Here is a 26420-nt window from a genome sequence, read left to right on the forward strand (position 1 = left end):
TCACGGAGGTTACAGCTAGGGCCACGGCCCTTGTTTGGAGATCCGGCACTGTGCTGGAATTCCACGGACCGCCGCAGGATCGAGCCGGCGCACGGGGGGCGCAACGCAGCGCCGAGTGACGGCGAGATAGGGGGGAACCAGCGCCGGTCACTCAAGACCACAGGGGGGCGTAATTCAGGGCGCTCTCCACGACGCCGACACCGTGTCTCTCCGCTCGCGCGGAGGGGTGCCTGGTTCAGAGGTTGCGACGCTAGTGCAGGGACGTTTCAAGAGGGATGGCAGCGCTTCGGCGGAGCCGGAGCCGCACGGCGGGACCGACCGTGGTGCCTCGCCCCAGCACGCCCAGAACCCGGCTGCGGCCCCGCCCGGCGACGGCGGTGAGCGCACCGGGCGCCCCGGCGCGTCCGGCCCGGCGGGCGCTCCCGGGTCGGTGAGCCCGGCCGCGACGGTGAAGCCGGCCAAGGGCCCGACCGGTCCCGGCCCCCGCGTGGCCATGCGCAACTGGCGCATCTCCACGCGTCTGGTGTCGCTGCTCGCGCTGCCGGTGGTCGCGGCCACCTCGCTGGGCGCACTGCGCATCAGCGACTCCATGACCGACATCCAGCAGCTCGACAACATGAAGCTGCTGACGGACATGACCAAGCAGGCCACCGAGCTGGCCGCGGCGCTCCAGGAGGAGCGCGACCAGTCCGCGGGTCCGCTGGCGCACGGTCTGACGGCGAGCGACTACTCCGTCCGGGGTCTGCGCGAGAAGACGGACCGGGCGAAGGACAACTTCGTCAACGCGTCCGAGAGCATCGACTCGGCCAGCAAGGACGGCAACCTCGAGGGTGTCCGCGACAATGTCGTCGGCCTGGTCGGCCAGCTGGACGCGCTCGCCAAGATCCGCCGCGACGCCTACGGCTCGAAGGACAACTCGACCCGGACCGTCGAGGCCTACCACCGGCTGATCACCCAGCTGATCGACCTCTCCCAGTCCATGGCCGAGGCGTCCAGCAACCCCGAGATGATCCAGCGCACCCGCGCCCTGGCGGCCTTCTCCACCGCCAAGGAGTACGCGTCCATCCAGCGCGCCGTCATCGCCGCCGCCCTGCCCGCGACGACCACCACCAAGGGCAAGCTGTCCGAGAACGACCGCCTCTACGGCCAGTCGGCGTACGACAGCGAGAACTCCGAGATCAACATCTTCCGCAAGGTCTACTCCAGCCAGGGCGCCGAGGAGCTCCTCAAGCCGATCGACGGCAACAACCCGACGATCCAGGCCGCGGACAAGTACGCCGGGCGTGCCCTCGGCAGCCCGGACGGCATCGCGGGTCTGCCGAACCGCTCGTACCGGGACTGGGTGGACGACAGCTCCTCCAAGATCCAGCAGATGAAGAACATCGAGCACACGCTGCTCGAGGACATGGAGCAGAAGGCCCGCGAGCTGAAGTCGTCCTCCGAGCAGGAGGCGATCATCTCCGGTGCGCTGATCCTGCTCGTGCTGGGCGTCTCGCTGGTCGGCGCCTTCGTCGTGGCCCGCTCCATGATCCGCTCGCTGCGCCGGCTCCAGGACACCGCGACCAAGGTCGCCCAGGACCGCCTGCCCGAGCTGGTCAAGCAGCTCTCCGAGTCCGACCCGCAGGACGTCGACACGTCCGTGGAGTCGGTCGGTGTGCACTCCCGGGACGAGATCGGCCAGGTGGCCGCGGCCTTCGACGACGTGCACCGCGAGGCGGTCCGCCTCGCCGCCGAGCAGGCCCTGCTGCGGGGCAACGTCAACGCGATGTTCACCAACCTCTCGCGCCGCTCCCAGGGCCTGATCCAGCGTCAGCTCTCGCTCATCTCCGAGCTGGAGTCCCGCGAGGCCGACCCGGACCAGCTGTCCTCGCTGTTCAAGCTCGACCACCTCGCGACGCGTATGCGCCGTAACGGTGAGAACCTCCTCGTCCTCGCCGGTGAGGAGCCCGGCCGCCGCTGGACCCGCCCGGTCCCGCTCGTCGACGTGCTCCGCGCCGCCGCGTCCGAGGTGGAGCAGTACGAGCGCATCGAGCTGGCCTCGGTCCCGACCACCGAGGTCGCCGGCCGCGTCGTCAACGACCTCGTGCACCTCCTCGCCGAGCTGCTCGAGAACGCGACCTCCTTCTCCTCGCCGCAGACCAAGGTCAAGGTCACCGGTCACGCGCTGCCCGACGGCCGTGTGCTGATCGAGATCCACGACACCGGTATCGGCCTGTCCCCCGAGGACCTCGCGGCGATCAACGAGCGGCTCGCCTCGCCGCCCACCGTGGACGTCTCCGTCTCCCGCCGCATGGGTCTGTTCGTGGTCGGCCGGCTGTCCCAGCGCCACGGCATCCGCATCCAGCTCCGCCCGTCCGACTCCGGTGGTACGACCGCGCTGGTCATGCTGCCCGTCGACGTCGCCCAGGGCGGCAGGAAGCCCGCTCCGGGCAAGCCCGGCGCCCCCGCGCCGACCGGTGGTCCCGCCGCCGCGCAGGCCGCGGCCGGTGCTGCCGCCGCGCGCCGGGGCAGCGGTGGCGCTCAGGGCGGCGCCCTCGGTGGTGCCCCCTCCGACGGCGGACTCCTCGGCGGCTCCGGTCCGCGCGGCCAGGTCGGCGTCGGCCAGGGTCCCCGGGCCGCGCTGCCCGGCTCCGGCCCCGGCGGACGGCCGGGTGCGCCCGGCGGCCCGCGTGGTCCGCAGGGTCCGGCGGCGCCGCAGCAGGGCCGCACCCCGGCGGGTGCCGGTGCGGGCGGCTTCGACGCCGGTCAGGTGCCGGGTGCCCCGCAGGGCCTGCAGGCCGCGAACCTCGGCGGTCCGCAGCAGGACGCCTTCGGCGGCCGCGGCCAGGCTCCGCAGCGCGGTGGCGCCGGCGCCTCCGACCAGGGCCGGCAGCCCCAGCTCCCGCCGCGCGGCGGCCCGCGGGCCGAGCTGCCCGGCGGCCCGCAGTCGCGCACCGCGGACTGGAGCGACAACGGCCAGGCCCCGCTGTCGCCCGCCTCGCTGGACGCCCCGCGCGGCCACGACGAGCAGGCCCCCGCGCACACCGCCCGGATGCCGCGGATCGACGACTGGCAGGGACCGGGCTCGACCGCGGAGATTCCCCGGATCGACGCGCAGGACCCGTCCTTCCCGGGCGAGTTCCCCCGCCCGGACGTGAACGCCTTCAACGGCCCGCAGACCGCTGGCCAGTTCGCCCGCCCCGGCTTCGAAGCCCCGCAGCAGACCGGCCAGTTCCAGCGGCCGGACGCCCCGCAGGGCTACGGCCAGCAGGACACCGGCGGCGGGTTCGTCCGCTCCGACGTCTTCGGCGCGCCGGCGCCCGCGCGCCAGGAACCGCAGGGCACGGGCCAGTTCGCCGCTCCGCAGGCGTACGACGAGGGCTCCACCGGCCAGCACGCGCTGCCCGGCCGCCCGGCCCAGGGCCCCGCGCCCACCCAGACCGGCCAGTTCGAGCGGCCTCAGCAGGGCGGCCCCGCCGACTTCGGCGCCCCGCGCCCGCCGGCCCCGCAGCGTCCGGCCCCCCGCCGCGAACCCGAGAACGCGGGCCCCGCGCAGCGGCCCGACGACGGGCGTCGGCCGGGCGGCGGCTGGGAGCTGCCGCCGGCCCCCGGCACGGGCGACGGCCGTACCCCGCTGTACGACACGCTCGAGACCAACTGGTTCCACGGCGGCCCGCAGGGCGGTCAGCAGGAACCCGCCCCGGCCCCGCAGCAGCAGCAGGCGCCGGCGCCGGGTCCGCAGCGTTCGACTTCCGCCACCGGCAACTGGCGCACCTCGCCGAACGACGAACTCGTCCGGCAGGCGGAGCGCGTCCGGCAGCCCGCGGCGGGCGGCATCACCACCTCCGGTCTGCCGCGCCGGGTCCCCCGGGCGAACCTGGTCCCGGGTACCGCTCAGCAGCAGCAGAACCAGAACGGTCCGGCGGTCTCGCGTGCGCCCGATGACGTGCGCGGCCGGCTGACCAACCTCCGTCGGGGTATCGCTCAGGGCCGTCAGGCCGGCAGCGGCCAGACCGGCAGCTTCCCGAGCCCCACTCACCAGCAGGAGCGTTAGTTGAGTCCGATGAGCCAGGCGGCACAGAACCTGAACTGGTTGATCACCAATTTCGTGGACAACACCCCCGGGGTGTCGCACACGGTGGTGGTCTCGGCCGACGGCCTTCTGCTGGCGATGTCCGAAGGATTCCCGCGGGACCGCGCCGACCAGCTGGCGGCGGTCGCGTCCGGGCTGACCTCGCTGACGGCCGGGGCGTCCCGGATCTTCGAGGGCGGCAACGTGGCGCAGACCGTCGTCGAGATGGAACGCGGCTTTCTCTTCCTCATGTCCGTCTCGGACGGGTCGTCCCTGGCCGTCCTGGCCCACCCTGAGTGCGACATCGGCCTCGTCGGCTACGAGATGGCCCTGCTCGTCGATCGCGCGGGGGCGGTACTCACCCCGGACCTGCGCGCCGAACTCCAAGGCAGTCTGCTGCACTGATCGGCCCCGGCACCACCCACCTCACGAAACAACCGTCAGGCCGCCACAATCCCCCCACCGGCCCCTTCCGACGGCACGACTGACCAACTTGCTGTCCCGCCCGGAGGATTCATGACCCCGCCCACCGCCTCTCATGATCCGTACGCGGAGCCGTACGGTGACGAGGGCGACCAGCCGCTGGTACGTCCGTACGCGATGACCGGCGGCCGGACCCGGCCGCGCTACCAGCTCGCCATCGAGGCACTGATCAGCACCACGGCCGACCCGGCAGCGCTGATGGGACTGCTCCCGGAGCACCAGCGCATCTGCCACCTGTGCCGCGAGGTCAAGTCGGTCGCCGAGGTGTCGGCGCTGCTGACCATGCCGCTCGGTGTGGCCCGGATCCTGGTGGCCGACCTCGCCGAGGCCGGCCTTGTCGCCATCCACCAGCCGGGGGGCGACGAGAACAACGGTGGCGCTCCGGACGTGACGCTGCTCGAAAGGGTGCTCAGTGGACTTCGCAAGCTCTGACGCGGGCCGGGCCACCACCTCGGCGAAGATCGTGGTGGCGGGCGGCTTCGGCGTGGGCAAAACCACGTTCGTCGGCGCCGTCTCGGAGATCAACCCGCTGCGCACAGAGGCCGTGATGACGTCCGCGTCGGCCGGCATCGACGACCTCACCCACACCGGGGACAAGACCACCACCACGGTGGCCATGGACTTCGGCCGCATCACCCTGGACCAGGACCTGATCCTGTACCTCTTCGGTACACCGGGCCAGGACCGCTTCTGGTTCATGTGGGACGACCTCGTACGCGGCGCCATCGGCGCGGTGGTGCTCGTGGACACCCGGCGCCTGGCCGACTGCTTCCCCGCGGTCGACTACTTCGAGAACTCGGGTCTGCCGTTCGTCATCGCCCTCAACGGATTCGACGGCCAGCAGCCGTACGCCCCGGAGGAGGTGCGCGAGGCACTGCAGATCGGTCCCGACGCGCCGATCATCACGACGGACGCCCGGCACCGCGCGGACGCCAAGAGCGCGCTGATCACGCTGGTGGAGCACGCTCTGATGGCACGTCTGCGCTAGCGCTCAAGTGCGACGCGCCGTACGGCAGTTGTCGTAAACACGCACGGAGCCGACTGTGGCCTTTGACACGGTCGGCTCCGGTGTTCATAACAGTTCGGCAGAGGAATCCCGCACCTTCACCACGCGACGCGGTCGTGTGATGCCACTGCGCTCACAATCACTCAGCCTTTTGCCGGGCCTCGCTCTTTATGACCGTTTTATCTGGGACGTACACCGGCGCCGCCGCAGGGTTTCCACTGTTTGGATGTGCGCTGGTCCACGTGCTGGAATGCCTGAACTGCCCACGAGTCGATGACCTACTGAGTGGTCACTGAGCAGTTGACGTACTGAGTGGTCGATGGCGAACCGGGCTCTGAGAGACTGCGGCACGACGTAGGTGCCGACCGCCGAGAGGTTGTTGGTCGAGTGAGGCGAAGCAAGAACGGTCCCGAGCCGTCGGCACGGGGCAACTTCACCCCGCCGCCGCGCGCTGCGGCGCCCTCCCCCGTGGTGCCCGGTGCGGATCCGGCGGCCACTCCCGCGTCCAGCGGCGGCCGTTTCTCGCCGCGCAACTGGCGGGTGCCCACCCGTCTGAACGCGATCCTGCTCATACCCGTGGCGGTCGGCCTCGTCATGGGCGGCTTCCAGGTGAAGAGCTCGATCGACACCTGGCAGGACGCTCAGGACGCGGAGAACACCGCCCGGCTGGTGCGGGCCGCCCTGTCCTACGGCGACGCCCTCTACAACGAACGTGACAGCACCGCCGCGCCCCTGCTGAAGGGCAAGGCCGCCTCCGCCGAGGACAAGCAGGCCGTCGACGCGGCCCGCGCCACGACCAACAAGGCCGCCGACGCCTTCGACCAGGCCGCGCTGAACATGCCGCACAAGGCCGGCCTGGAGCGCCGGCTGAAGCTGTTCCGTGAGACCGAGCCCTTCCTGCAGACCCTGCGCCAGGCCGCCTTCACCCCCAAGTTCACCGGCGTGCAGACCGAGGAGGGCTACGTCAAGGTCGCCCACCCGCTCATGGAGTTCGCCAACGAGCTGGGCCTGGGCACCGGAAACATCACCTCCTACGGCCGTACCGTCTACGCCATCTCGCTCACCAAGGCCGCGCTGTCGCTGGAGCGCTCGATCGGCATGCACATGCTGGTCAAGCCGGGTCCGGACGCGCCCAACCTGGCGAGCCAGCGCACCGCCCTGACCTCGTACGCGTACCTGGAGGGCATCGCCTCCGAGGAGTACCTCGGTGGTGGCACCCAGGCCGACGCGGACCGGCTGGACGCGGAGAAGAAGGACATCGAGGCCAAGGCCGCGGCGATGGTCCGCGAGGCGAAGGCCAAGGACCCGAAGTTCGTGGCCCCGCCGTCCAACCCCAAGGACATGGTCACGGCGCTCGCCCAGCTGAAGTCGACGGACCCCGCCGACCGGCTGGCGCTCGCCCAGCAGGGCATCACCCCCGAGAACTGGTGGGCGGTCAACACCCTCAAGTTCGACGCCTACCGCTCGATCGAGTCGGACATGGCCGACAAGGCGGTGAACGAGGCCTCCAGCATCGCCGACGACGCCAAGATCTCGGCGATCACCACCGGCGCGGTCGTCGTCATCGCCCTGCTCCTCGCCTTCATCCTGGCCGGCACGGTGGCCCGTCAGATGAGCCGCTCGATGCGTCAGCTGCGCAACGCCGCCTTCGGCATCGCCGAGCAGCGCCTGCCGATGCTGGTCGACCAGCTCTCGCGCACCGATCCGGGCCGGGTCGACACCCGGGTCGCCCCGATCCCGATCCACACCAAGGACGAGATCGGCGAGGTCGCCCGCGCCTTCGACCAGGTCCACCGCGAGGCGGTCCGGCTCGCCTCCGAGCAGGCCCTGCTCCGCGGCAACATCAACGCGATCTTCACCAACCTGTCGCGCCGCAACCAGTCGCTGATCGAGGGCCAGCTGACCCTGATCACCGACCTGGAGAACAACGAGGCCGACCCGGACCAGCTGGAGAACCTCTTCAAGCTGGACCACCTCGCGACCCGTATGCGCCGCAACGGCGAGAACCTCCTGGTCCTCGCCGGCGAGGAGCCCGGCCGCCGCTGGGACCAGCCGGTCCCGCTGATCGACGTGCTGCGCGCCGCCTCCTCCGAGGTGGAGCAGTACGAGCGCGTCGAGCTGTCCGGCGTCCCGGAGGCCGAGATCCACGGCCGCGCGGTCACCGACCTCGTGCACCTGCTCGCCGAGCTGCTGGAGAACGCCACCACGTTCTCCTCCCCGCAGACCAAGGTCCGCGTCACCGCGACCCGTCTCCCCGACGGCCGCGTCATGATCGAGATCCACGACAAGGGCATCGGCCTCACCGCCGAGGACTTCGCGGACATCAACCACAAGCTGGCCAACCCGCCGACCGTGGACGCCGCGATCTCCCAGCGCATGGGCCTGTTCGTGGTCGGCCGGCTGTCCGACCGGCACGGCATCCGGGTCCAGCTGCGCCCCTCGGGCGAGCAGGCCGGCACGACCTCCCTGGTCATGCTGCCGGACGCGATCACGCACGGCGGTGGCGGCGAGACGCCGCTGGACCGCGAGGAGTTCACGGTCTCCCAGATCATCCCGGAGCAGCACTTCCAGGGTGAGAGCTTCGGGCAGCCGCAGCCGCTGCGCACCGCGGCCGAACTCGGCTTCGACGACAGCCAGTACACCGAGGTCCCCGACGACCTCCGTGACCTGGACCCGGTGGGCCGCTCCCTGATGCGCGAGGAGCGCCGCGCCGCCCTGGAGGCCCAGGCCCACGGCCAGCCCGGCCAGCCCCAGGAGACCGGCGAACAGCCCCTCTACGCGGACGGGTTCGACACCGGGCAGCCGGCCTACGACGGCAGCACCACGGGCTACACCGAGCAGCCCGGCTTCGACGGCCCGCAGGGCTACCAGGAGCAGCCGCAGCAGACGTACGAGACGCCGTACGACGACCAGTACTTCGCGCCGAACGGCGCTCTGGGGCAGCACGACGGCGTCTCCGGCAACGGCGGCTACTCCGAACCGGGGTATGCGGAGCCCAGGCAGGAGGAGCACCCGCCCGCGCACGCCTCCGCGTCCGACGGGTTCGGCTCCTACGAGACCCCGTCCTACCAGGACGACTGGCCGCAGCAGAACGGCTACCAGAACGACTACTCCGCCCAGTACGCTCCGGAAGCGGAATCGTCGCAGGCCGGTGACGCGAGTGAGCGGAACCGCGTAGGCTTCGACCGTCCGGGACCGGCTGCTCCCGTCGGCCACCAGCTGACCGACGCCGGGCTTCCCCGCCGCGGCTCCGCCGCGAGCGGACCGAACGGCGCGAGCGGCTCGAACGGCACGGCTCGTCCGTCGCAGGAAGCGCCGGCTCCCGCTCCGGGGAACACGCCGGGAGGCGGTGACAGCGGCTGGCGTTCGGCCAACGACGCGCGCTGGCAGCAGGCCTCGCAGCTCCGCAAGCCCAAGGCAGGCGGGGTCACCGCCTCCGGTCTGCCGCGGCGGGTACCCAAGGCCAACCTGGTCGAGGGAACGGCCGAGAGCACCCCTCAGGGAGGCCCACAGGTCTCCCGCGCCCCGGAGGACATCCGGGGCAGGCTGAGCAACCTGCGTCGAGGCGTCCAGCGCGGACGCAACGCAGGCAGTGAAACGAACGGCCAGGCCACTAGAAATCAGCACAGTGGTCCTGACAGCACCTACAACCAGGAGCGTTAGTGTGAGCCCGATGAGCCAGGCGGCACAGAACCTGAACTGGTTGATCACCAACTTCGTGGACAACACCCCGGGGGTGTCCCACACGGTGGTGGTCTCCGCCGACGGACTCCTTCTGGCGATGTCCGAAGGCTTCCCCCGCGACCGCGCCGATCAGCTCGCGGCCGTCGCCTCCGGTCTGACGTCTCTGACGGCAGGCGCCTCCCGCATCTTCGAGGGCGGCATGGTGAACCAGACAGTTGTGGAGATGGAGCGAGGATTCCTCTTCCTCATGTCCATCTCCGACGGTTCGTCACTCGCGGTCCTGGCCCACCCGGAAGCGGACATCGGCCTCATCGGGTACGAGATGGCCCTTCTGGTGGACCGCGCGGGCACGGTCCTCACCCCGGATCTCCGTGCGGAGCTCCAGGGGAGCCTTCTCAACTAGTAATCGGACGGTGCGTATTCGCGTCCCGGGGTCGTAAGGTTTCGGGACGCGGCTCCACAGGGATGGGTGCCCGGCGCAGTCGGAGGAGGAGAAAGTGGTAACACCCCCAGGCGGTTCGTCTTCGGGCAACTGGTCGTACGGCCCTGCCCAGGGCCAGGACGGCGGTTCGGTGAACCCTTACAACTTCCCCTCCGCCCCGCGCCACCGGCACCCGTACGCGCCGCAGGGCCCCGGCCCGTCGCCCTACGACCAGCCGCCGGCCCCGCGGATCCAGCCGGTACAGCCGCAGCGCCGCCCCGAGCCGGCGCCGGCCGCCGCGGCCAACAACCCCCTGGTGCGTCCGTACGCCATGACCGGCGGCCGGACCCGCCCGCGCTACCAGCTCGCCATCGAGGCACTGGTGCACACCACCGCCGCTCCGCACCAGATGCAGGGCCAACTGCCCGAGCATCAGCGGATCTGCAACCTGTGCCGGGAGATCAAGTCGGTCGCCGAGATCTCGGCCCTCCTGACGATCCCCCTCGGCGTGGCCAGGATCCTCGTCGCCGACTTGGCGGAGGCAGGCCTGGTCGCCATCCATCAGCCCGGCGGCGACGAGAACGCCGGTGGCCAGCCAGACGTGACACTGCTCGAAAGGGTGCTCAGTGGACTTCGCAAGCTCTAGCGGCGGTCCTTCCCGCTCCACCACTTCCGCGAAGATCGTGGTGGCGGGCGGCTTCGGCGTGGGCAAAACCACGTTCGTCGGCGCTGTCTCGGAGATCAACCCGCTGCGCACAGAGGCCGTGATGACGTCCGCGTCGGCCGGCATCGACGACCTCACCCACACCGGGGACAAGACCACCACCACGGTGGCCATGGACTTCGGCCGCATCACCCTGGACCAGGACCTGATCCTGTACCTCTTCGGTACACCGGGCCAGGACCGCTTCTGGTTCATGTGGGACGACCTCGTACGCGGCGCCATCGGCGCCATCGTCCTGGTCGACACCCGGCGTCTCGCCGACTGCTTCCCCGCGGTCGACTACTTCGAGAACTCGGGTCTGCCCTTCGTCATCGCCCTCAACGGATTCGACGGCAACCAGCCGTACAACCCCGAAGAGGTCCGCGAGGCGCTCCAGATCGGCCCCGACACGCCGATCATCACGACGGACGCGAGGCATCGGGCCGATGCGAAGTCGGCGCTGATCACCTTGGTCGAGCACGCTCTCATGGCTCGCCTTCGCTGAGTTCGGCCACTGGGCTGCCCCATTGCGGTTGTATGCCGCCTGCGGGCAGCCTGCGGCTCGTCGCGCGGTTCCCCGCGCCCCTTGGGCATGTTGAAGGGCCCCTCTCTGAGAAGAGAGGGGCCCTTCTTGGTCGTACGGGGTCAGTGCCAGCTGTGCGGGGCGCGGAAGCCGCCCTCGCGCTCCAGGCGGCGCCAGACGGCCTTGGGGCGGGTGCGGTGGATGGGGGTCGCGGGCTGGGCGGCCGCGCGGGCCAGGAGGACCGCCGTGATGGCGGCGACTTCCTCGGGCTCGGCGTGGCCCTTCTCGACGCGGATGTCGGGAGTGCTCATGGGTGTCAGTCTCCGTGAGGAAGGGGTCCGCGGGGTTGCCGCGGTGGGTCCGGCCGATTACTGCGGGGGGTTGCCGTGCTTGCGGGAGGGCAGGTCGGCGTGCTTCGACTGCAGCATGGCCAGGGACTTGATCAGGACCTCGCGGGTGCCGGCGGGGTCGATCACGTCGTCCACCAGGCCGCGCTCCGCCGCGTAGTACGGGTGCATGAGCTCGGCCTTGTACTCCTTGACCATCTTCTGCCGCATCGCCTCGGGGTCCTCCGCCTCGGCGATCTGACGGCGGAAGATGACGTTGGCAGCACCTTCCGCGCCCATCACGGCGATCTCGTTCGTCGGCCAGGCGTAGGTGAGGTCGGCGCCGATCGACTGGGAGTCCATGACGATGTAGGCACCTCCGTACGCCTTGCGCAGGATCAGCGAGATCCTCGGCACGGTCGCGTTGCAGTAGGCGTAGAGGAGCTTCGCGCCGTGACGGATGATTCCGCCGTGCTCCTGGTCGACGCCGGGAAGGAACCCCGGCACGTCCAGGAAGGTGACGATCGGGATATTGAAAGCGTCACACATCTGGACAAAGCGCGCAGCTTTTTCACTCGCCTCGATGTCCAGGACGCCGGCGAGGACCTGCGGCTGGTTGGCGATGATGCCGACGACCTGGCCGTCCAGACGGCCCAGCGCGCAGATGATGTTGCGGGCCCAGCGCTCGTGGACCTCGAGGTAGTCGCCGTCGTCGACGATCTCCTCGATGACCTTGGCCATGTCGTACGGCCGGTTGCCGTCGGCCGGGACCAGGTCGAGCAGGACGTCGCCGCGGCGGTCCACCGGGTCACCGGCGTCCACGCGCGGCGGGTTCTCGCGGTTGTTCTGCGGCAGCAGCGAGAGGAGGTAGCGCACCTCGGCGATGCAGGTCTCCTCGTCGTCGTACGCGAAGTGGCAGACGCCGGAGGTCTCGGCGTGCACGTCCGCGCCGCCCAGGCCGTTCTGGGTGATCTCCTCACCGGTGACCGCCTTGACGACGTCCGGGCCGGTGATGAACATCTGCGAGGTCTCGCGGACCATGAAGACGAAGTCCGTCAGGGCCGGCGAGTAGGCCGCGCCGCCCGCGCACGGGCCCAGCATCACGGAGATCTGCGGGATGACACCCGAGGCCTTCGTGTTGCGCTGGAAGATGCCGCCGTAGCCGGCGAGGGCGGAGACGCCCTCCTGGATACGGGCGCCGGCGCCGTCGTTCAGGGAGACCAGCGGCGCGCCGGCCGCGATGGCCATGTCCATGATCTTGTGGATCTTGGTGGCGTGGGCCTCGCCGAGGGCGCCACCGAAGATCCGGAAGTCATGGGCGTAGACGAAGACCGTGCGGCCCTCCACCGTGCCCCAGCCGGTGACGACACCGTCGGTGTACGGCTTCTTGGCCTCCAGGCCGAAACCGGTCGCCCGGTGCCGGCGCAGCTGCTCGACCTCCTGGAAGGAACCCGGGTCCAGGAGCAGCTCGATGCGCTCACGGGCCGTCAGCTTGCCCTTGGCGTGCTGCGCCTCGGTCGCCTTCTCGCTGGGGCCGGACACCGCCTGCGCACGGATCCCGTGCAGCTCGGCGACCCGCCCGCGGGCGTCCGTCGGCTCGCCGGTCGGCTCACCCGTCTTCTCTTCCACAACGGTCATGTAGCGACCTTACGAAGCGCACCAAGGAAAGCGAGCCGTCGACTCCGTACAGTCTCCGGAGCGTTTTCCTGGTACCACTGAACAGAACCACAGCGGTGTGCAGGCGTTCCGACTGCTCAGAGGGCTTTGTCGTTGTGGGAGTGCCACAAAGCCGTCACTCGAGAGTCACCCGACATTTGCGTGCGGCCCATGCCATCCGTTGAGTGACGCGGGCCCCCGGACGGCGGTCTGCCGACCGGATTTCCACGGTGTCGCCGACCCCCGGGCGAGGCGCTACCGGCACCCACCGTACCGCCCCGCGGGAGGCCGGCGGCGAGCAGGCCCGCACGGGACCGGCCGCCACCGCCCTCCCCCCTGTCCAGGCTGTTCCGGCTCAGCAGCCGCCGCAGTTGTAGTACAGGACGTCCCAGTGGTTGCCCTCGTCGGCGTAGATGTTGCCGGACGCGGACTTCCACTGCGGGGCGCCGTCGCCGCGCAGACCGATGTAGGCGAAGGTGTTCTTGATGTAGTTCCCGACGCACGTGTACTTGCTGAAGTCGAGCTTGTAGCCGTTCCAGTGCGAGTACGTGCCGCTCGCATGACCGGTCTCGGTGCCGCCGGTGATGTTGAGCGCGCAGCCACTGGCCCGCTTGAGGGTCTGTGCACCCTGCGCGGTGGCGAGGTTGAGCTGGTCGAAGGACGTGCACGTGGAGTTGTTGCGGTTGGAGCAGTTGCCCGACGACGACCAGGTGATGCCGACCGAGCGGAACATCGACTCGGCCGTGGCCTGACTGATCTTGGTGACGGCGAAGGCGTCGGTGGCGGTACCGACGACGGCGACACCGGGGGCGACGACGAGGGCGAGCGCGGTCAGGGCGGAGCGGACCGTCATGGCCTTCATGGGGGAACCCTTCCTGCTGATGGCCGTGCTTCCTTGAGGGGCGGCTGTGCAGGTGGTGCACGACAGATGGTGCCCGAGTTCTACGCGCGTCCGATAGAGGACGCACACGGTGACTATGGGTTAGCGTGTAGACACGCTTCCAATGATGTTGAAATCTAAACGGAATGGGTCTACGGTCATAGCCGTCGGGTTCGTTGAACGTTAAACAGACCGCAGGCACCCGTGTACGGCTTCCTCAGGGGAGCCACATCCGTCCCCCACCTCTCAAGGAGCACGTCATGGGCATCTTCAGCCGCAAGGAAAGCGCCCCCCAGGCCGCCACCTCCGCCGCGCCCGGCGCCGACCTGTCCGCGCTGACCGGTGAATACACGATCGACCCGGCGCACACCACGATCGGCTTCGTGGCCCGCCACGCGATGGTCACCAACGTCAAGGGCAGCTTCACGGACCTCAACGGCACGCTGCACCTGGACGGTTCGGACCCCGCCAAGTCCACCGCCACGCTCGACGTGAAGATGGACAGCATCGAAACCGGCAACACCGACCGGGACGGTCACCTGAAGTCGGCCGACTTCTTCAAGATCGACGAGTTCCCGGACATGACCTTCCGCTCCACCAAGGCGGAGGCCCTCGGCGGCGACGACTACCGGATCACCGGCGACCTCTCCATCCTCGGCGTCACCAAGCCCATCACCATCGACCTGGAGTTCAACGGCTCCGCGAAGGACCCCTTCGGCAACGAGCGCGTCGGCTTCGAGGGCAAGACCGAGATCCTGCGCTCCGAGTGGGGCCTGACCTGGAACGCGGCCCTGGAGACCGGTGGCGTCCTCGTCTCCGACAAGATCAAGCTGAACTTCGACATCTCCGCCATCAAGAACGCCTGAGGCCGAGGCGGTCCGGCCGGTCCCGGCCCCCGGCAGTCCGAGCGCACCCGCCCTCCACTCCCCCGAAAAGGGAGGGCGGGCGCTCGCATGTGCGCATGTGGCGCGTGAGGTGCCCCGCGCTCTCGCCGCCCGGCCGGTGGGCGCGGGTGGTCAGAAGCCTCCGCCGAAGTCGCCGCCGCCACTGTCGCCGCCGAAGTCTCCGCCACCCCCGAAGTCGCCGCCGTCGCCGAAGCCGCCGCTGAAGTCGCCGGGGTCGAAGTCGGTGCCGGAGACGTCGCCGCCCTCGTGGAGGCCGCCGAAGTCGCCGTATCCGGTGCCGTAGTCGGCGGCGTAGGACGGGGTGGCCATGACGTTGCCGAGCAGGGTGCCGACGAGCAGGCCGGGAAGGATGCCGCCGCCGAAGTAGCCGCCGGCCCAGGGGCCGTAGGCGGGACCCGCGTCCCAGTAGGGGCGGCGGCCGTACTCGGTGTCGACCTCGCGGACCGCCGGGTCACGGCCGTCGGCGAGACGGGCCGCGTCGGCCGCGCAGACCGGGACCTGACGGGGGCTGCCGCCGGGCGGGGTCCAGGTGGCGTCGGACACGGAGGGCCCGTGGCGGGGGTCGAAGAAGCAGGGGGCGCGGCGCTCGGGCAGCGGGCGGCCCTCGCGGCGGGCGGCCAGCAGGGCGAGGGAGAACCGGCCGTCCTCCAGGGCCTCGGTGACCGCGCGGACGTCCTCGGGTCTCCGGGCCTCGGCCATGCGCTGCTTGGCGTTCTCGTACGCGTCCAGCGCGCGCTCGTAGTCCGCGCGCATGGCGTCGTCGGCTCCCGGCTCGGCCGGATGGAACTCCAGCCGGTCGAGTTCTTCGCCGAAGGCGGTGATGTCCTCGTCCACGACCACCCGCAGCCGGTCCAGCGCGGCCCGCTGCTCCTCGGCGCGGCGCCGGCGGCTTCGGCGGATCAGTGCGTAGGCGCCCGCGCCGCCCGCCACCACGATCACGCCCGCGGTGATCAGGGCGGTGCCAGAGGCTCCCCCGCCGCCGGAGGAGCCCCAGCTCGACGGGGCGTGGCCGCGCATGGTGGGCAGGGCGCGGTCGGTGAAGTCGGTGAGCTGTGCCTTGACGCCCTCGCCCTGGACGCTCGCCACGAGGTTCTGCCGGGCCGTGACCGACATGACCGAGGAGTCGGCACGCGCGTCGAACCGGTCGCCGAGGCGGACGCCGTACAGGCCCGTGACGCCGGTGGCCGCGCGGAGCTGGGAGAAGAGGCTCGCCGTCGGGTAGCCGGCCGGCAGCACCGCGATGAACAGTGGCTTGTCCGCGTCCTTGATCTTCCGGGCGAGCGCGTCGGCGTCGGCGGACGACAACTGGCCGGAGGCGGCGGGGTCGACGTAAACAGGGCTCTTGCGCAGGGCCTGGGCGACGGCGGAGACGCCGGTGACCGCGCTCGCACCGGGTGCGAACACGGTCGCCACGACCAGCGCCAGCGCGGCCAGCAGGAGTGCGGGGAGGCTTCGGGTCCGAAGCACGGCCTTCATGTCTCGACGCTACCCGAAGCCCCCCGAAGGCGTTCAGTCAGCCATGGTGGAGGCCGCCTTGTACGCCTCCGCCAGCTTCTGCACCGCCTTTCCGTACTTCCCCGTCACCAGCAGGTGGTCGGCGTCGGCGAAGGGCTTCGCCATCGCCGCCGTGATCCGCTGCCCGGCCTTCTGCTGGACGATCAGCCGCGCCTTGGTGACCAGTTCGCGGCCGGTGCGGTCGGATCCCGTCCGCTCGGCCGAGGCCGCCGCCGCGCCGAGCGCGCGCAGCGTGGCCGCGTCGCCCTGCGGAGCCTTGGCCAGCGTGGTCAGACCCCAGCCGTAGGGGAACTGCGGGTCGTAGGACGTGTCGCCCACGTTGATCGGCAGCTGTTCCTGCGACCGGGGCCAGGTGACGGGGAGCTGCCCGGTGAAGGGCCGCGCGCCGTACAGGACGTCGGCGACGCCCTCGCCCTCGGTGCCGGGAAGCCAGGAGGCGACGAGCGCGTCGATCCCGTCCAGCCGGTCGCCGATGAGCTGGGGCCGGCCGGAGACGATCAGCACCGCGCACTTCATGGCCGCGCACACCTTGTCCACGGCTGCCTTGTCGGCGGCCGACAGCTGGAGGTCGTGGCCGTTGCCGACGTCACCGACGCCCTCGGCGTACGGCTTCTCGCCGACCACGACCACACCCACGTCGTAGCCGTCGGTCGGCGCGGAGGCGTCCTTGGAGTAGGTGACGTTCCCGCCGGCCTCGCGCATGCCCTGGAGGACGGTCGTGCCCTTGGTGATGTTCCCGGAGGAGCCCTGCCAGGTGATGGTCCAGCCGCCGGTCTGGTTGCCGATGTCGTCGGCGTTGGACCCGGCGACGTACACCTTCTCGCTCTTCTTCAGCGGCAGCAGCCCGCCGCTGTTCTTCAGCAGCACCTGCGACTCGGCGGCGGCCTGGCGGGCCACCTCCCGGTGTGCCGTCGAGCCGATCGCGGCGGCGCCGCTGGTGTCGGCGTAGGGGTGCTCGAACAGGCCCAGCCGGAACTTCTGGGTCAGGATCCGGGAGACGGCGTCGTCGATCCGCCGCTCGCTGATCCGGCCGGCCACCACCTCGGCGATGAGCGTGGCCGTGAAGTCCTTGTAGGAGTACGGCACCATCATCATGTCGACGCCCGCGTCGACGGACGTGCGGACGTGGGCCGCGTAGTCGCCGGGGAGCTGGTCGATGGCGTTCCAGTCGCTGATGACGAAGCCGTCGAAGCCCATGCGGTCCTTGAGGGCACCGTTGATCATGTCCGCGCGGGCGTGCATCTTCACCGGGCCCTGCCCGTCGCCGATGATGTCGAGCGACGAGTACGACGGCATGACGGTGCCGATGCCCCGGTCGACCGCCGTGCGGAACGGCGCCAGGTGGATGGCCTCCAGCTGCTGCCGGGTGACCGTGGTGACGCCCTGGTCGACGGTGTACTTCCCGGTGGTCGAGGAGCCGTACGCGGTGCCGCCGTCGCCGACGAAGTGCTTGGCGGTGGCGAGGACCTTGTCGCCCCGGCTCAGGTCCTTGCCGTTCGCGCGTCCCTGGAGGCCCTGGATGACCGTCTCCATGGACTGGACGAGGGCCGGGTCCTCGCCGAAGGACTCGTAGGAGCGGCCCCAGCGTTCGTCACGGCTCACGCACAGGCAGGGCGCGAAGTCCCAGGGGATACCGGTGGCCCGGACCTCGGCGGCGGTCACCGCGCCCGCCTTCTCGGCGAGCCCGGGATCCCGGGTGGCGCCGATGCCGATGTTGTGCGGCATGACGGTGGCGCCGGCCAGGTTGTTGTGACCGTGGACCGCGTCGACGCCGTAGATCAGCGGGATCTGGAAGCGGGTGGCCTGGGTCCGGAGCTGGAAGCCGTCGATCATCTTGGCCCAGGCTGCGGGGGTGTTGGGCGTGGGCGTGGAGCCGCCGCCGGACAGGAGCGAGCCGAGGTCGTACGCCGTGACGTCGCCTCCGCCGCCGACGCCGCCCCGCTCGGCCTGGGTCATCTGCCCGGCCTTCTCCTTGAGGGACATCCGGGACAGCAGATCGGCGACGCGCTTCTTCACCGGCAGCTTGGCGTTCAGATACGGCAGTCCGTGGGCGTCGATGACGACCTGCGGAGTCTCGGCGGGGGCCTTGGCGCCGCTCACCGTGAGCCTCAACGGAATGGTCTCGGCGGCCTCCGCCGACTTGTCCTTCAGCGTGGGGACCTGAACGGCCTGCGAGGTGCCGGAGGCGGTGCCCGCCGGGAAGGTGAGGGTGCCGGAGACCGGGGTGTAGTCCTTGCCGGGCTCGGCGGTGCCGCCCTCGGTCGCGTAGGTGACGGTCACCGGCTCGTCGACGGGCTTGGCACCGGTGGTGGCGAGGGTGACCTCGACCGTGGCGGTGTCGCCCTCCTTCACCGGGTGGACGGCCGCGTCGGTGGTGACCGAAGCCCGCAGGGACTGGTCCGCCGCGCCGTACAACTCGACGTCGTCCATGGCGAAGTGGCCCTTGACGCCGGTCGGGAGCGTGACGGCGTAACCCCACATCCCGGTGAGGCCGAGGACGTGGTCGATACCGCCGACGGGCTGGTAGTCCGTGCGATAGGTGAAGTCGGTGAACGGGATCTGGATCTGTTTCCAGCCAGTGAAGTCGTCCGTGAACGAGGTGTTCCAGAGCTCGGAGGCCTCGCCGTTCGCGCCGCCGTCCTTGATCTCGAAGGCGATCTTCTTGCCGTTGTTCTGGCCGTCCCACCAGAACTGGATGCCCCGGTGCGCGGACCAGTCGTGCGCGGGCTGACCTGCGGCGAAGTCGTGAGTGAAGCCGCCGTAGCCGCTGATGTCGTAGCTGCCGGTGAGGACCTTGGCGCCCTCGGGGGCGTCGGAGCGGGCGGTGAGTTCGAGGGAGGGCGGGTCGTCGGAGTCGCCGCCCCAGGTGAAGATTCCGTCGGCGGGCTGGGCGGCGAAGGGGACCTCGCCCTCGAAGCGGTCGACGGGAACGGGGGCGGGGGCATCGGCACCGGAGGCCGCGGTCGCGGCGGTCGCGGTCACCGGGAGCAGTGCGGTCAGCAGGGCGGTGGAGGCGAGCAGGGCGGTTCTTCGCATGGACCCTTCCCGTGGCTCAGAGTTCATTCACGAGGTGGTTGTCGGGTTCGTTCATGAGTTCACTCAGGTCAGTCGCTCATGCCATTCACTCACGACTTAGATCACGCCGTGAGTTAACTAGGGCCTCATGACGGCGTCAAGACTTCACGTCAAGCCTGATACGCGCTCAACGGATAGCCGGATCAAGGTCGTTGAGTGTTCGGCTTATGAATGCGCAACCTCTTGACGTGTACGCGAAGCCGTCATTTACTCACGGCTCGCACGCCTCCCATCCCCCACCTCCCCGAAGGGCGGCGCACCATGAGACGACCCCTACGACCCGTGCGACCCCTGCGACGCGGCGCCCGGCTGCTCGTCGCCGGGCTGCTGACGGCCGCCGGGCTCTCCACCCTCGGCGTCCCCTCCGCGCACGCCGCCGGCGAACAGGTCACGGCCTGGCTCACCACCACCGACGACGCGGGCGGCCGGCACGTCGTGCGCGGGCTTCAGGCGCAGACGCCGTTCGCGTTCCAGGCCGGGTCCGGTGGCGGCGGCGAGAACATCACCGTGGACGAGAACACGCGCTACCAGACCTTCACCGGCGGCGGCGCGTCCTTCACGGACACCGCGGCCTGGCTGATGAACAGCAGCGGGGCGCTGTCGCAGACGACCCGGGACGCGACCATGCGCAAGCTGTTCTCGCCGACGGACGGGATCGGGCTGTCGTTCCTGCGCAATCCGATGGGCGCCTCGGATCTCGCGCGCTACGGCTACACGTACGACGACGTGCCGGCGGGACAGAGCGACCCGGGCCTGGGCAGCTTCTCCATCGCCCACGACCTCGCGGACGTCGTCCCGCTGACAAGACAGGCACTCCAGCTGAACCCGTCGCTGACCGTGATGGCCTCGCCGTGGACGGCGCCGGCCTGGATGAAGGACAGCGGCTCGCTGAACGGGGGCTGGCTCAAGGCGGAGGACTACGGGGCGTACGCCTCGTACTTCGTCAAGTACCTCCAGGCGTACCGGGACCAGGGCGTCAACGTCTCGTACGTCACGGCGCAGAACGAGCCGACCTGTTGCTCCGGGTATCCGTCGATGAGCTGGAACGGGAGCGGGCTGGCGTACTTCACCAAGAACGCTCTGCTGCCGCAGCTTCAGGCGGCGGGCCTGTCCACGAAGGTGCTGGCGCACGACTGGAACTGGGACGTCTACGACTCCTACGCGGCCCAGACCGTGGACGACGCGGCCGTCCGCAACCACCCGAACTTCGGCGGGATCGCCTGGCACGGCTACGGCGGTGACATCACCAAGCAGACCACCGTGCACAACCAGTACCCCTCGCTGGACGCGTTCGGCACCGAGCACTCCGGGGGTACGTGGATCGCCGACCAGCAGCACGAGGACATGTCCAACATCATCGACTACACGCGCAACTGGGCGAAGTCGGTGACGAAGTGGTCGCTGGCGGTGGACCAGAACATGGGGCCGCACAACGGGGGTTGCGGCACCTGCACCGGTCTGATCACCGTGCACAACGGGGACGGGGCGAGCGGGACGGTCGACTACACGGTCGAGTACTACGACATGGGCCACCTGACGAAGTTCGTCCGGCCCGGCGCCGAGCGGATCTCGTCCACGGCGTCGACGACCGTGCCGAACGTGGCGTGGCGGAACCCGGACGGCAGCAAGGCGCTGATCGCGTACAACGGCTCGGCCTCGGCACAGACCGTCACCATCAACTGGGGCTCGCAGCACGCCACTTACTCCCTTCCCGGGAAGACCTCGGCGACCTTCACCTGGTCCGGCACGCAGTCCGGAACGGGGAGCTCGTCCGGCTCCTTCGTGGGTCTGGCCGGCAAGTGCCTGGACGTGGCGGGCGGTTCGAGCGCGAACGGAACGGCCGTGCAGCTGTGGGACTGCAACGGGACCGCGGCGCAGAAGTGGACCGTGCAGGCCGACGGGTCGGTCCAGGCGCTCGGCAAGTGTCTGGACGTGACGTCGGGGTCCACGGCGAACGGGGCGAAGGTGCAGTTGTACGACTGCAACGGGACCGGAGCGCAGAAGTGGTCGTACAACGCCGCGACCGGTGATGTCGTGAACACCGCGGCCAACAAGTGTCTGGACGTGACCGACAACTCGTCGGCGAACGGGGCCAGGGCCCAGATCTGGTCATGCACCGGGGCCTCCAACCAGAAGTGGCACCTGCAGTAACCGCCGGAGGCTCGGCTCCCCCCTGCCCCCACCCGCTCGCCCCCCTCCAACCGGCTCGGTCGGCCGGAGGGGGGCGTAGCCGGTCCCGGGTCGGTGTCGGATCACGGGCGCGTGGCGGGTGGGCGGAAGGATCGGGGCGGCCGCATGGTTGTCGTGTGGGCCGTATCGATGCAGCGCACCGGGAGAGCCGATGACCACACCCAAGGATCTGCTGTTCGTCACCCTGGACGTCCCGTCCAGCCGCCCCGTCGAACAGGGAGACCTGTCGCTCGCCCTGGCGGGCGCCGAGTTGGTCGATCTGCTCGCCGCCGAGGCCGTCACCCTGGACGACGACCGGATCGTGCCCGGTCTGGTGCCGGCCACGGGCGACCGGCTGCTGGACCAGGCGGGCGCGGCACTGGTCCGGCAGACACCGTACGAGACCGTCGAGGACTGGCTGTGGCGCCGGGGGCGCGGGCTGGCCTCGGCCTATGCCGCCGAGCTGGAGCCGCGGGGACAGCGCGGAGACTCCCTCCTGCGCTGGCTGCATCCGCGCGCCGAGCGGGACGCACCCGCCGACTCACCGGCCCGGCGCCACGCGACCGAGCGCTGGGCCTCCCGCGAGCCCGTCCTCGTCGGCTTCGCGGCCGCCCTCGGCATCCCGAAGGGCGCCCAGGAGGACAGCTCGGACATGAGCCTGGGGGACGCCCTGGAGCAGACCACCGAGCAGCCGGCCGGGCAGGCGCCCGGGGAGGCTCCCGAGGCTCAGGAAGGCCCCGGAGTGTCCGATCTCGGCGACGACGCGGTCGTCACCGTCCTCGGCACCGTGAACGGCGCCCTGACGGAGCTGGAGGCCGTCCGGCAGCGACGGCGCATCGAGGACGCGGCCTTCGACAACGTCTGGCGCGCCCCCTGAGCGGCGCCCTGCGGACACGGCAGACACGGCAGACACGGCAGACACCACAAGGCTCACACCCGCCCTGGCCCCCGTCACGTCGCGACGTGACGGGGGCCAGGGCCGGTCCGGGGCAGTCGTGCCGTACGCCGCCGGCGCGCCGTGCCCCCCTACTCCGCCGGTTCCACCCCGGCCCGCAGCAGGCCGTACGTGTACGCGTCCTCCAGGGCCTGCCAGGAGGCGGCGATGACGTTCTCGGCGACGCCCACCGTGGACCACTCGCCCGCGCCGTCGCTGGTGGAGATCAGGACGCGGGTGGTGGACTGGGTGCCGTGGACGCCCTCGAGGATGCGGACCTTGTAGTCGACGAGGTCCAGCTTGGCGAGCTGGGGGTAGATCTTCTCCAGGGCGACGCGCAGCGCCCGGTCGAGGGCGTTGACCGGGCCGTTGCCCTCGGCGGTGGCGACGATCCGCTCGCCCAGCGCCCAGATCTTGACCGTGGCCTCGTTGGCGTGGCTGCCGTCGGGACGGTCCTCGACGATGGCCCGCCAGGACTCGACCTCGAAGTACTTCATCGGCCTGCCCTGCACCTCGGCGCGGAGGAGCAGTTCGAAGGAGGCGTCGGCGGCCTCGTACGTGTAGCCCTTGAGCTCGCGCTCCTTCACCCGCTCGACGACCCGGCCGACCAGCTCGCGGTCGCCGCCGAGGTCGACGCCGAGCTCCTTGCCCTTCAGCTCGACCGAGGCGCGGCCGGCCATGTCGGAGACCAGCATGCGCATGGTGTTGCCGACCTGCTCGGGGTCGATGTGCTGGTACAGGTCCGGGTCGACCTTGATCGCGGAGGCGTGCAGGCCGGCCTTGTGCGCGAAGGCCGAGACCCCGACGTACGGCTGGTGCGTGGAGGGGGTGAGGTTCACGACCTCGGCGATGGCGTGGGAGATCCGCGTCATCTCGCGCAGGCGGCCCTCGGGCAGGACCTTCTTGCCGTACTTCAGCTCCAGGGCGGCGACGACCGGGAAGAGGTTGGCGTTGCCGACGCGCTCGCCGTACCCGTTCGCCGTGCACTGCGCGTGGGTCGCGCCGGCGTCGACCGCGGCCAGCGTGTTCGCGACCGCGCAGCCGGTGTCGTCCTGGGCGTGGATGCCGAGCCGGGCGCCGGTGTCGGCGATGACCGTGGCGACGACGGCCTGGATCTGCGCGGGGAGCATGCCGCCGTTGGTGTCGCAGAGGACGACGACGTCGGCGCCGGCCTCCGAGGCCGTACGGACGACCGCCTTGGCGTACTCGGGGTTGGCGCGGTAGCCGTCGAAGAAGTGCTCGCAGTCGACGAAGACCCGGCGGTCCTGCTCGCGCAGGTAGGAGACGGTGTCCCGGATCATCTCCAGGTTCTCGTCCAGCGTGGTGCGCAGCGCCAGCTCCACGTGCCGGTCGTGCGATTTGGCCACGAGGGTGACGACCGGGGCGCCCGAGTCCAGGAGTGCCTTGACCTGCGGGTCGTCGGCCGCCTTGGCGCCGGCGCGGCGGGTGGCGCCGAACGCGACGAGCCGGGCGTGCTTGAAGTCGATCTCCTGCCGGGCGCGGGCGAAGAACTCGGTGTCCCGTGGGTTGGCGCCGGGCCAGCCGCCCTCGATGAAGCCCACGCCGAAGTCGTCCAGGTGCCGTGCGATGGCCAGCTTGTCCGCGACGGTGAGGTTGATGCCCTCGCGCTGCGCGCCGTCGCGCAGGGTGGTGTCGAAGACGTGGAACGAATCGTCGAGCTCGCTGGTTTCGGTCATGGTCTCAAGGCTCCTGATTTTGGATGTCGGTCGTTACCGAATGACCGGCTCCACCGTTCTCAATATCCCTTGCGCTCCGTCCCCGGCTGAAGGTGGGCCGGAAAACAAAAAACCCCTCGCGGGTGCGAGAGGTCTGCGCGCGGGTCTGAGGACGACGGTGCCACCCGCACCTGGTCGTACGAGGTGGTCACTGCGGACCGGCGCGCCTGCTGCCAATAATCATGGCGAACGAGAGCACGGTGGAAGTGTGGCACACAACCGTGCCGCGCTTCCCTCCCATCTCAGGATTCGGTCCCCCGGAGAGTTGCCGCACCGCTCTGACCTGCGCGTCAGCCGCCCGGAAGGCGTCCGTCAGGCGTCCGTCAGGCGTCCGTCGCGAGCAGGGCGTCGGCGATGAACTCCCGTACGTGGGACATGATCTGCTCGCGGTCGGTGCCTCTCAGACCGACCGCGACATGGATGGAGAAGCCGTCGAGGAGGGCGCGCAGCCGGGACCCGAACCGGTCGGGGTCCACCCGGCGGAACTCGCCGCGCGAGATGCCCTCGGCGAGCAGGGCGACCAGGTCGCGGTGCCAGGCGCCCTCGATGGCGGCCTGCCGCTCGCGGGCGTCGTCGTCGGCGTTCTGCGAGCGGTTCCAGACCTCCAGCCACAGGGTCCAGTGCGGGTCCCGGTGACCGCCCGGGACGTAGAGGTCGATGTACGCGTCCAGGCGTTCGCGCGCGCTGCCCGCGCGCATGAGCACCCGGCCGCGCTCGGCGCCCAGCCGCCCCTCGCTCCACTCCAGGGCCTGCAGCAGCAGTTCGTCCTTGGAGTGGAAGTAGTACAGCAGATGACCGCTGCTCATCCCGACCTCGCGGCCGAGCCCCGCCATGGTGAGTTTCTCCAGACCGCGCTCGGCGATCATGTCCATGGCGGTGGCCAGGACCTCCTCGCGGGGCGGCGCGTTCCTGCGCGCACGGGCCGCACCGGCCATCTGCTGCTCCTGTGTGTGTCAGACCTTCGGCTGCTGCTGGGTGATGCAGTGGATGCCACCACCACCGGAGAAGATCGTACGGGCGTCCACCAGGGTCACCGCCCGTTCCGGGAAGAGCCGGCGGAAGATCCCGGCGGCCGTCTCGTCGCGCGGGTCGTCGAAGCCGCACAGGACCACGCCGCCGTTGCAGAGGTAGTGGTTGATGTAGGAGTAGTCGGCCCAGTGGCCGTCGGCCTCCAGGACGGTCGGGGCGGGGACCTCGACGACCTCCAGGGCGCGGCCGCGGGCGTCGGTCGCCGACCTCAGGATGCCGATGACCTCCTTGGTGACCTCGTGGTCGGGGTGGGCCGGGTCCGGCTGGTGGTGGGCGACGACGACGCCGGGGCGGGCGAAGGCCGCGACGATGTCGACGTGGCCGAGGGTGCCGAAACCGTGGGGCGGGTAGTCGCCGGTGAGGCCGCGCGGCAGCCAGATCGCCTTCTCTGTGCCGAGGTGGGCGTGGATCTCCGCCTCGACCTCCGCCTTGGACCAGTGCGGGTTGCGCTCGGGGCCGAGCTGGACCGTCTCGGTCAGCAGGACGGTGCCCTCGCCGTCGACGTGGATCGCGCCGCCCTCGTTGACCAGCTTCGAGGCGTACGTCTTCGCGCCCGCGAGGTCCGAGACGTAGGCGGCGATCTTCGAGTCGTGCTCCCAGCGGGCCCAGTCCTGGGCGCCCCAGCCGTTGAAGGTCCAGTCGACGGCGGCCAGTTCGCCCTTGCCGTCGGTGAGGAAGGTGGGGCCGATGTCACGCATCCAGGCGTCGTCCAGCTCGCGCTCGACGGTGCTGACGGCGGGGCCGAGGAGGGCCTGGGCCTCGGCCGACTGGCCGGGGCCGCACACCACCGTCACGGGTTCGAAGCGGCTGATCGTCCGGGCGACCGTGGCCCAGGCCGCGCGCGAGGCGGCGAGGTCCTCCGGGTCGTCGAAGGTGGGGTTGGGGCCCGGCCACGCCATCCAGGTGCGCTCGTGCGGGGTCCACTCGGCGGGCATGCGGAAGCCGTCGGCGGCGGGGGTGGTCATGTCGCGGGTCCTTAGAGGAAGTAGAGGCGGTTGAGGGAGACGGTGTCGGCGGGCTCGGAGGACAGCGGGTCGCCGTCGAGTGTGACCAGGCCGGTGCGCTGGTCGACGTCGACCGCGCCGATACGGGCGTTCAGCCGCAGGTCGGCGGGGCCGATGCCGCGGGTGCCGCGCACGGCGACCCTCCTGCGCCGGGTGGGCATCGTGTCACCGCCCTGGTCGACGGCGGCCTGGGAGACGAACGCGACGGAGATCTCGGCAGGCGTGGCGCCGTGCGCGCCGAACTGCGGGCCCAGGACGAGGGGTTCGCAGGTGTCGGTGGCCGCGTTGGGGTCTCCGGTCACGCCGTACGCCGGGAAGCC

At 70.7% G+C, this 26420-nt stretch carries 19 protein-coding genes and 1 pseudogene; 11 read left to right on the plus strand and 9 right to left on the minus strand.

The window, feature by feature from the left end:
• Positions 1–253: 253 nt before the first annotated feature.
• The 8 genes from ACWD5D_RS21525 to ACWD5D_RS21560 all read left to right on the plus strand — a co-directional run bounded on the left by ACWD5D_RS21525 (position 254) and on the right by ACWD5D_RS21560 (position 10853).
• Positions 254–4033, plus strand: coding sequence for a nitrate- and nitrite sensing domain-containing protein (locus ACWD5D_RS21525; RefSeq protein ID WP_451374327.1), 3780 nt, complete (start codon positions 254–256; stop codon positions 4031–4033).
• Positions 4034–4042: 9 nt separating this feature from the next.
• Positions 4043–4456, plus strand: a complete 414-nt coding sequence (locus tag ACWD5D_RS21530; protein WP_003973453.1) for a roadblock/LC7 domain-containing protein — start codon at positions 4043–4045, stop codon at positions 4454–4456.
• 111 nt (positions 4457–4567) lie between these two features.
• The gene (locus ACWD5D_RS21535; protein ID WP_121890765.1) at positions 4568–4966 is read left to right on the plus strand and encodes a DUF742 domain-containing protein; all 399 of its coding nucleotides are present in this window, start codon (positions 4568–4570) and stop codon (positions 4964–4966) included.
• Positions 4947–5522 carry a GTP-binding protein gene (locus ACWD5D_RS21540; protein ID WP_100828422.1) on the plus strand — a complete coding sequence of 192 codons (576 nt, stop codon included), beginning with the start codon at positions 4947–4949 and terminating at the stop codon, positions 5520–5522. Before ACWD5D_RS21535 ends, ACWD5D_RS21540 begins: the two co-directional genes overlap by 20 nt.
• 405 nt (positions 5523–5927) lie before the next feature.
• Positions 5928–9203, plus strand: coding sequence for a nitrate- and nitrite sensing domain-containing protein (locus ACWD5D_RS21545; protein ID WP_451374328.1), 3276 nt, complete (start codon positions 5928–5930; stop codon positions 9201–9203).
• Between the two features lie 10 nt (positions 9204–9213).
• Complete coding sequence (locus ACWD5D_RS21550; protein ID WP_451374329.1) at positions 9214–9627, plus strand: roadblock/LC7 domain-containing protein; 414 nt, start codon at positions 9214–9216, stop codon at positions 9625–9627.
• A gap of 94 nt (positions 9628–9721) precedes the next feature.
• Positions 9722–10291 (plus strand): DUF742 domain-containing protein, encoded by a 570-nt coding sequence (locus ACWD5D_RS21555; protein ID WP_451374330.1) that lies wholly within the window; start codon positions 9722–9724, stop codon positions 10289–10291.
• Positions 10272–10853: a GTP-binding protein gene (locus ACWD5D_RS21560; RefSeq protein ID WP_046729246.1), complete on the plus strand. Its 582-nt coding sequence runs from the start codon at positions 10272–10274 to the stop codon at positions 10851–10853. Before ACWD5D_RS21555 ends, ACWD5D_RS21560 begins: the two co-directional genes overlap by 20 nt.
• Positions 10854–10993: 140 nt before the next feature.
• Here the strand turns inward: ACWD5D_RS21560 and ACWD5D_RS21565 are convergent, their stop codons facing one another.
• From ACWD5D_RS21565 to ACWD5D_RS21575, 3 genes are all read right to left on the minus strand, one after another.
• On the minus strand, positions 10994–11182 hold the full coding sequence (locus ACWD5D_RS21565; RefSeq protein WP_451374331.1) for an acyl-CoA carboxylase subunit epsilon: 189 nt from the start codon (positions 11180–11182) through the stop codon (positions 10994–10996).
• A gap of 57 nt (positions 11183–11239) precedes the next feature.
• Complete coding sequence (locus tag ACWD5D_RS21570; protein WP_451374332.1) at positions 11240–12835, minus strand: acyl-CoA carboxylase subunit beta; 1596 nt, start codon at positions 12833–12835, stop codon at positions 11240–11242.
• 373 nt (positions 12836–13208) lie between these two features.
• Positions 13209–13706 carry a hypothetical protein gene (locus tag ACWD5D_RS21575; RefSeq protein WP_451374350.1) on the minus strand — a complete coding sequence of 166 codons (498 nt, stop codon included), beginning with the start codon at positions 13704–13706 and terminating at the stop codon, positions 13209–13211.
• 287 nt (positions 13707–13993) lie between these two features.
• Here ACWD5D_RS21575 and ACWD5D_RS21580 point away from each other — a divergent pair, with 287 nt between their 5' ends.
• Entirely contained in the window at positions 13994–14599 is a 606-nt protein-coding gene (locus ACWD5D_RS21580) for a YceI family protein (protein ID WP_451374333.1), read from the plus strand.
• A 150-nt stretch (positions 14600–14749) separates the two neighbouring features.
• On the opposite strand, the gene ACWD5D_RS21585 is transcribed toward ACWD5D_RS21580, so the two are convergent.
• Positions 14750–16114, minus strand: coding sequence for a hypothetical protein (locus tag ACWD5D_RS21585; protein ID WP_451374334.1), 1365 nt, complete (start codon positions 16112–16114; stop codon positions 14750–14752).
• A gap of 33 nt (positions 16115–16147) precedes the next feature.
• A complete protein-coding gene (locus tag ACWD5D_RS21590) occupies positions 16148–19189 on the minus strand; it encodes a glycoside hydrolase family 3 protein (RefSeq protein ID WP_451374335.1) in 3042 nt (1013 codons plus the stop codon).
• Positions 19190–19489: 300 nt separating this feature from the next.
• Here ACWD5D_RS21590 and ACWD5D_RS21595 point away from each other — a divergent pair, with 300 nt between their 5' ends.
• The gene (locus tag ACWD5D_RS21595) at positions 19490–21379 is read left to right on the plus strand and encodes a ricin-type beta-trefoil lectin domain protein (RefSeq protein ID WP_451374336.1); all 1890 of its coding nucleotides are present in this window, start codon (positions 19490–19492) and stop codon (positions 21377–21379) included.
• Positions 21380–21569: 190 nt separating this feature from the next.
• Positions 21570–22274, plus strand: a complete 705-nt coding sequence (locus ACWD5D_RS21600) for a GOLPH3/VPS74 family protein (RefSeq protein ID WP_451374337.1) — start codon at positions 21570–21572, stop codon at positions 22272–22274.
• 149 nt (positions 22275–22423) lie between these two features.
• Here ACWD5D_RS21600 and cimA read toward each other — a convergent pair whose 3' ends face one another.
• The 4 genes and pseudogenes from cimA to ACWD5D_RS21620 all read right to left on the minus strand — a co-directional run.
• Complete coding sequence (cimA, locus tag ACWD5D_RS21605) at positions 22424–24028, minus strand: citramalate synthase (protein ID WP_451374338.1); 1605 nt, start codon at positions 24026–24028, stop codon at positions 22424–22426.
• Between the two features lie 362 nt (positions 24029–24390).
• Positions 24391–25002 (minus strand): TetR/AcrR family transcriptional regulator, encoded by a 612-nt coding sequence (locus ACWD5D_RS21610; protein WP_451374339.1) that lies wholly within the window; start codon positions 25000–25002, stop codon positions 24391–24393.
• An 18-nt stretch (positions 25003–25020) separates the two neighbouring features.
• A complete protein-coding gene (locus ACWD5D_RS21615) occupies positions 25021–26061 on the minus strand; it encodes an agmatine deiminase family protein (protein ID WP_451374340.1) in 1041 nt (346 codons plus the stop codon).
• Positions 26062–26072: 11 nt separating this feature from the next.
• A pseudogene (locus ACWD5D_RS21620) lies at positions 26073–26420 on the minus strand (urease subunit alpha); the annotation flags it as partial.

It is taken from the genome of Streptomyces sp. NPDC002520 (assembly GCF_053595235.1).

Excerpts from the sequence above, each read along its gene's own strand:
- ACWD5D_RS21530 (WP_003973453.1), top strand. The coding sequence starts at position 4,043 with ATGAGCCAGGCGGCACAGAACCTGAACTGGTTGATCACCAATTTCGTG.
- ACWD5D_RS21535 (WP_121890765.1), top strand. The coding sequence starts at position 4,568 with ATGACCCCGCCCACCGCCTCTCATGATCCGTACGCGGAGCCGTACGGT.
- ACWD5D_RS21550 (WP_451374329.1), top strand. The coding sequence starts at position 9,214 with ATGAGCCAGGCGGCACAGAACCTGAACTGGTTGATCACCAACTTCGTG.
- ACWD5D_RS21565 (WP_451374331.1), bottom strand. The coding sequence starts at position 11,182 with ATGAGCACTCCCGACATCCGCGTCGAGAAGGGCCACGCCGAGCCCGAG.
- ACWD5D_RS21570 (WP_451374332.1), bottom strand. The coding sequence starts at position 12,835 with ATGACCGTTGTGGAAGAGAAGACGGGTGAGCCGACCGGCGAGCCGACG.
- ACWD5D_RS21575 (WP_451374350.1), bottom strand. The coding sequence starts at position 13,706 with ATGACGGTCCGCTCCGCCCTGACCGCGCTCGCCCTCGTCGTCGCCCCC.
- ACWD5D_RS21580 (WP_451374333.1), top strand. The coding sequence starts at position 13,994 with ATGGGCATCTTCAGCCGCAAGGAAAGCGCCCCCCAGGCCGCCACCTCC.
- ACWD5D_RS21585 (WP_451374334.1), bottom strand. The coding sequence starts at position 16,114 with ATGAAGGCCGTGCTTCGGACCCGAAGCCTCCCCGCACTCCTGCTGGCC.
- ACWD5D_RS21590 (WP_451374335.1), bottom strand. The coding sequence starts at position 19,189 with ATGCGAAGAACCGCCCTGCTCGCCTCCACCGCCCTGCTGACCGCACTG.
- ACWD5D_RS21595 (WP_451374336.1), top strand. The coding sequence starts at position 19,490 with ATGAGACGACCCCTACGACCCGTGCGACCCCTGCGACGCGGCGCCCGG.
- ACWD5D_RS21600 (WP_451374337.1), top strand. The coding sequence starts at position 21,570 with ATGACCACACCCAAGGATCTGCTGTTCGTCACCCTGGACGTCCCGTCC.
- cimA (WP_451374338.1), bottom strand. The coding sequence starts at position 24,028 with ATGACCGAAACCAGCGAGCTCGACGATTCGTTCCACGTCTTCGACACC.
- ACWD5D_RS21610 (WP_451374339.1), bottom strand. The coding sequence starts at position 25,002 with ATGGCCGGTGCGGCCCGTGCGCGCAGGAACGCGCCGCCCCGCGAGGAG.
- ACWD5D_RS21615 (WP_451374340.1), bottom strand. The coding sequence starts at position 26,061 with ATGACCACCCCCGCCGCCGACGGCTTCCGCATGCCCGCCGAGTGGACC.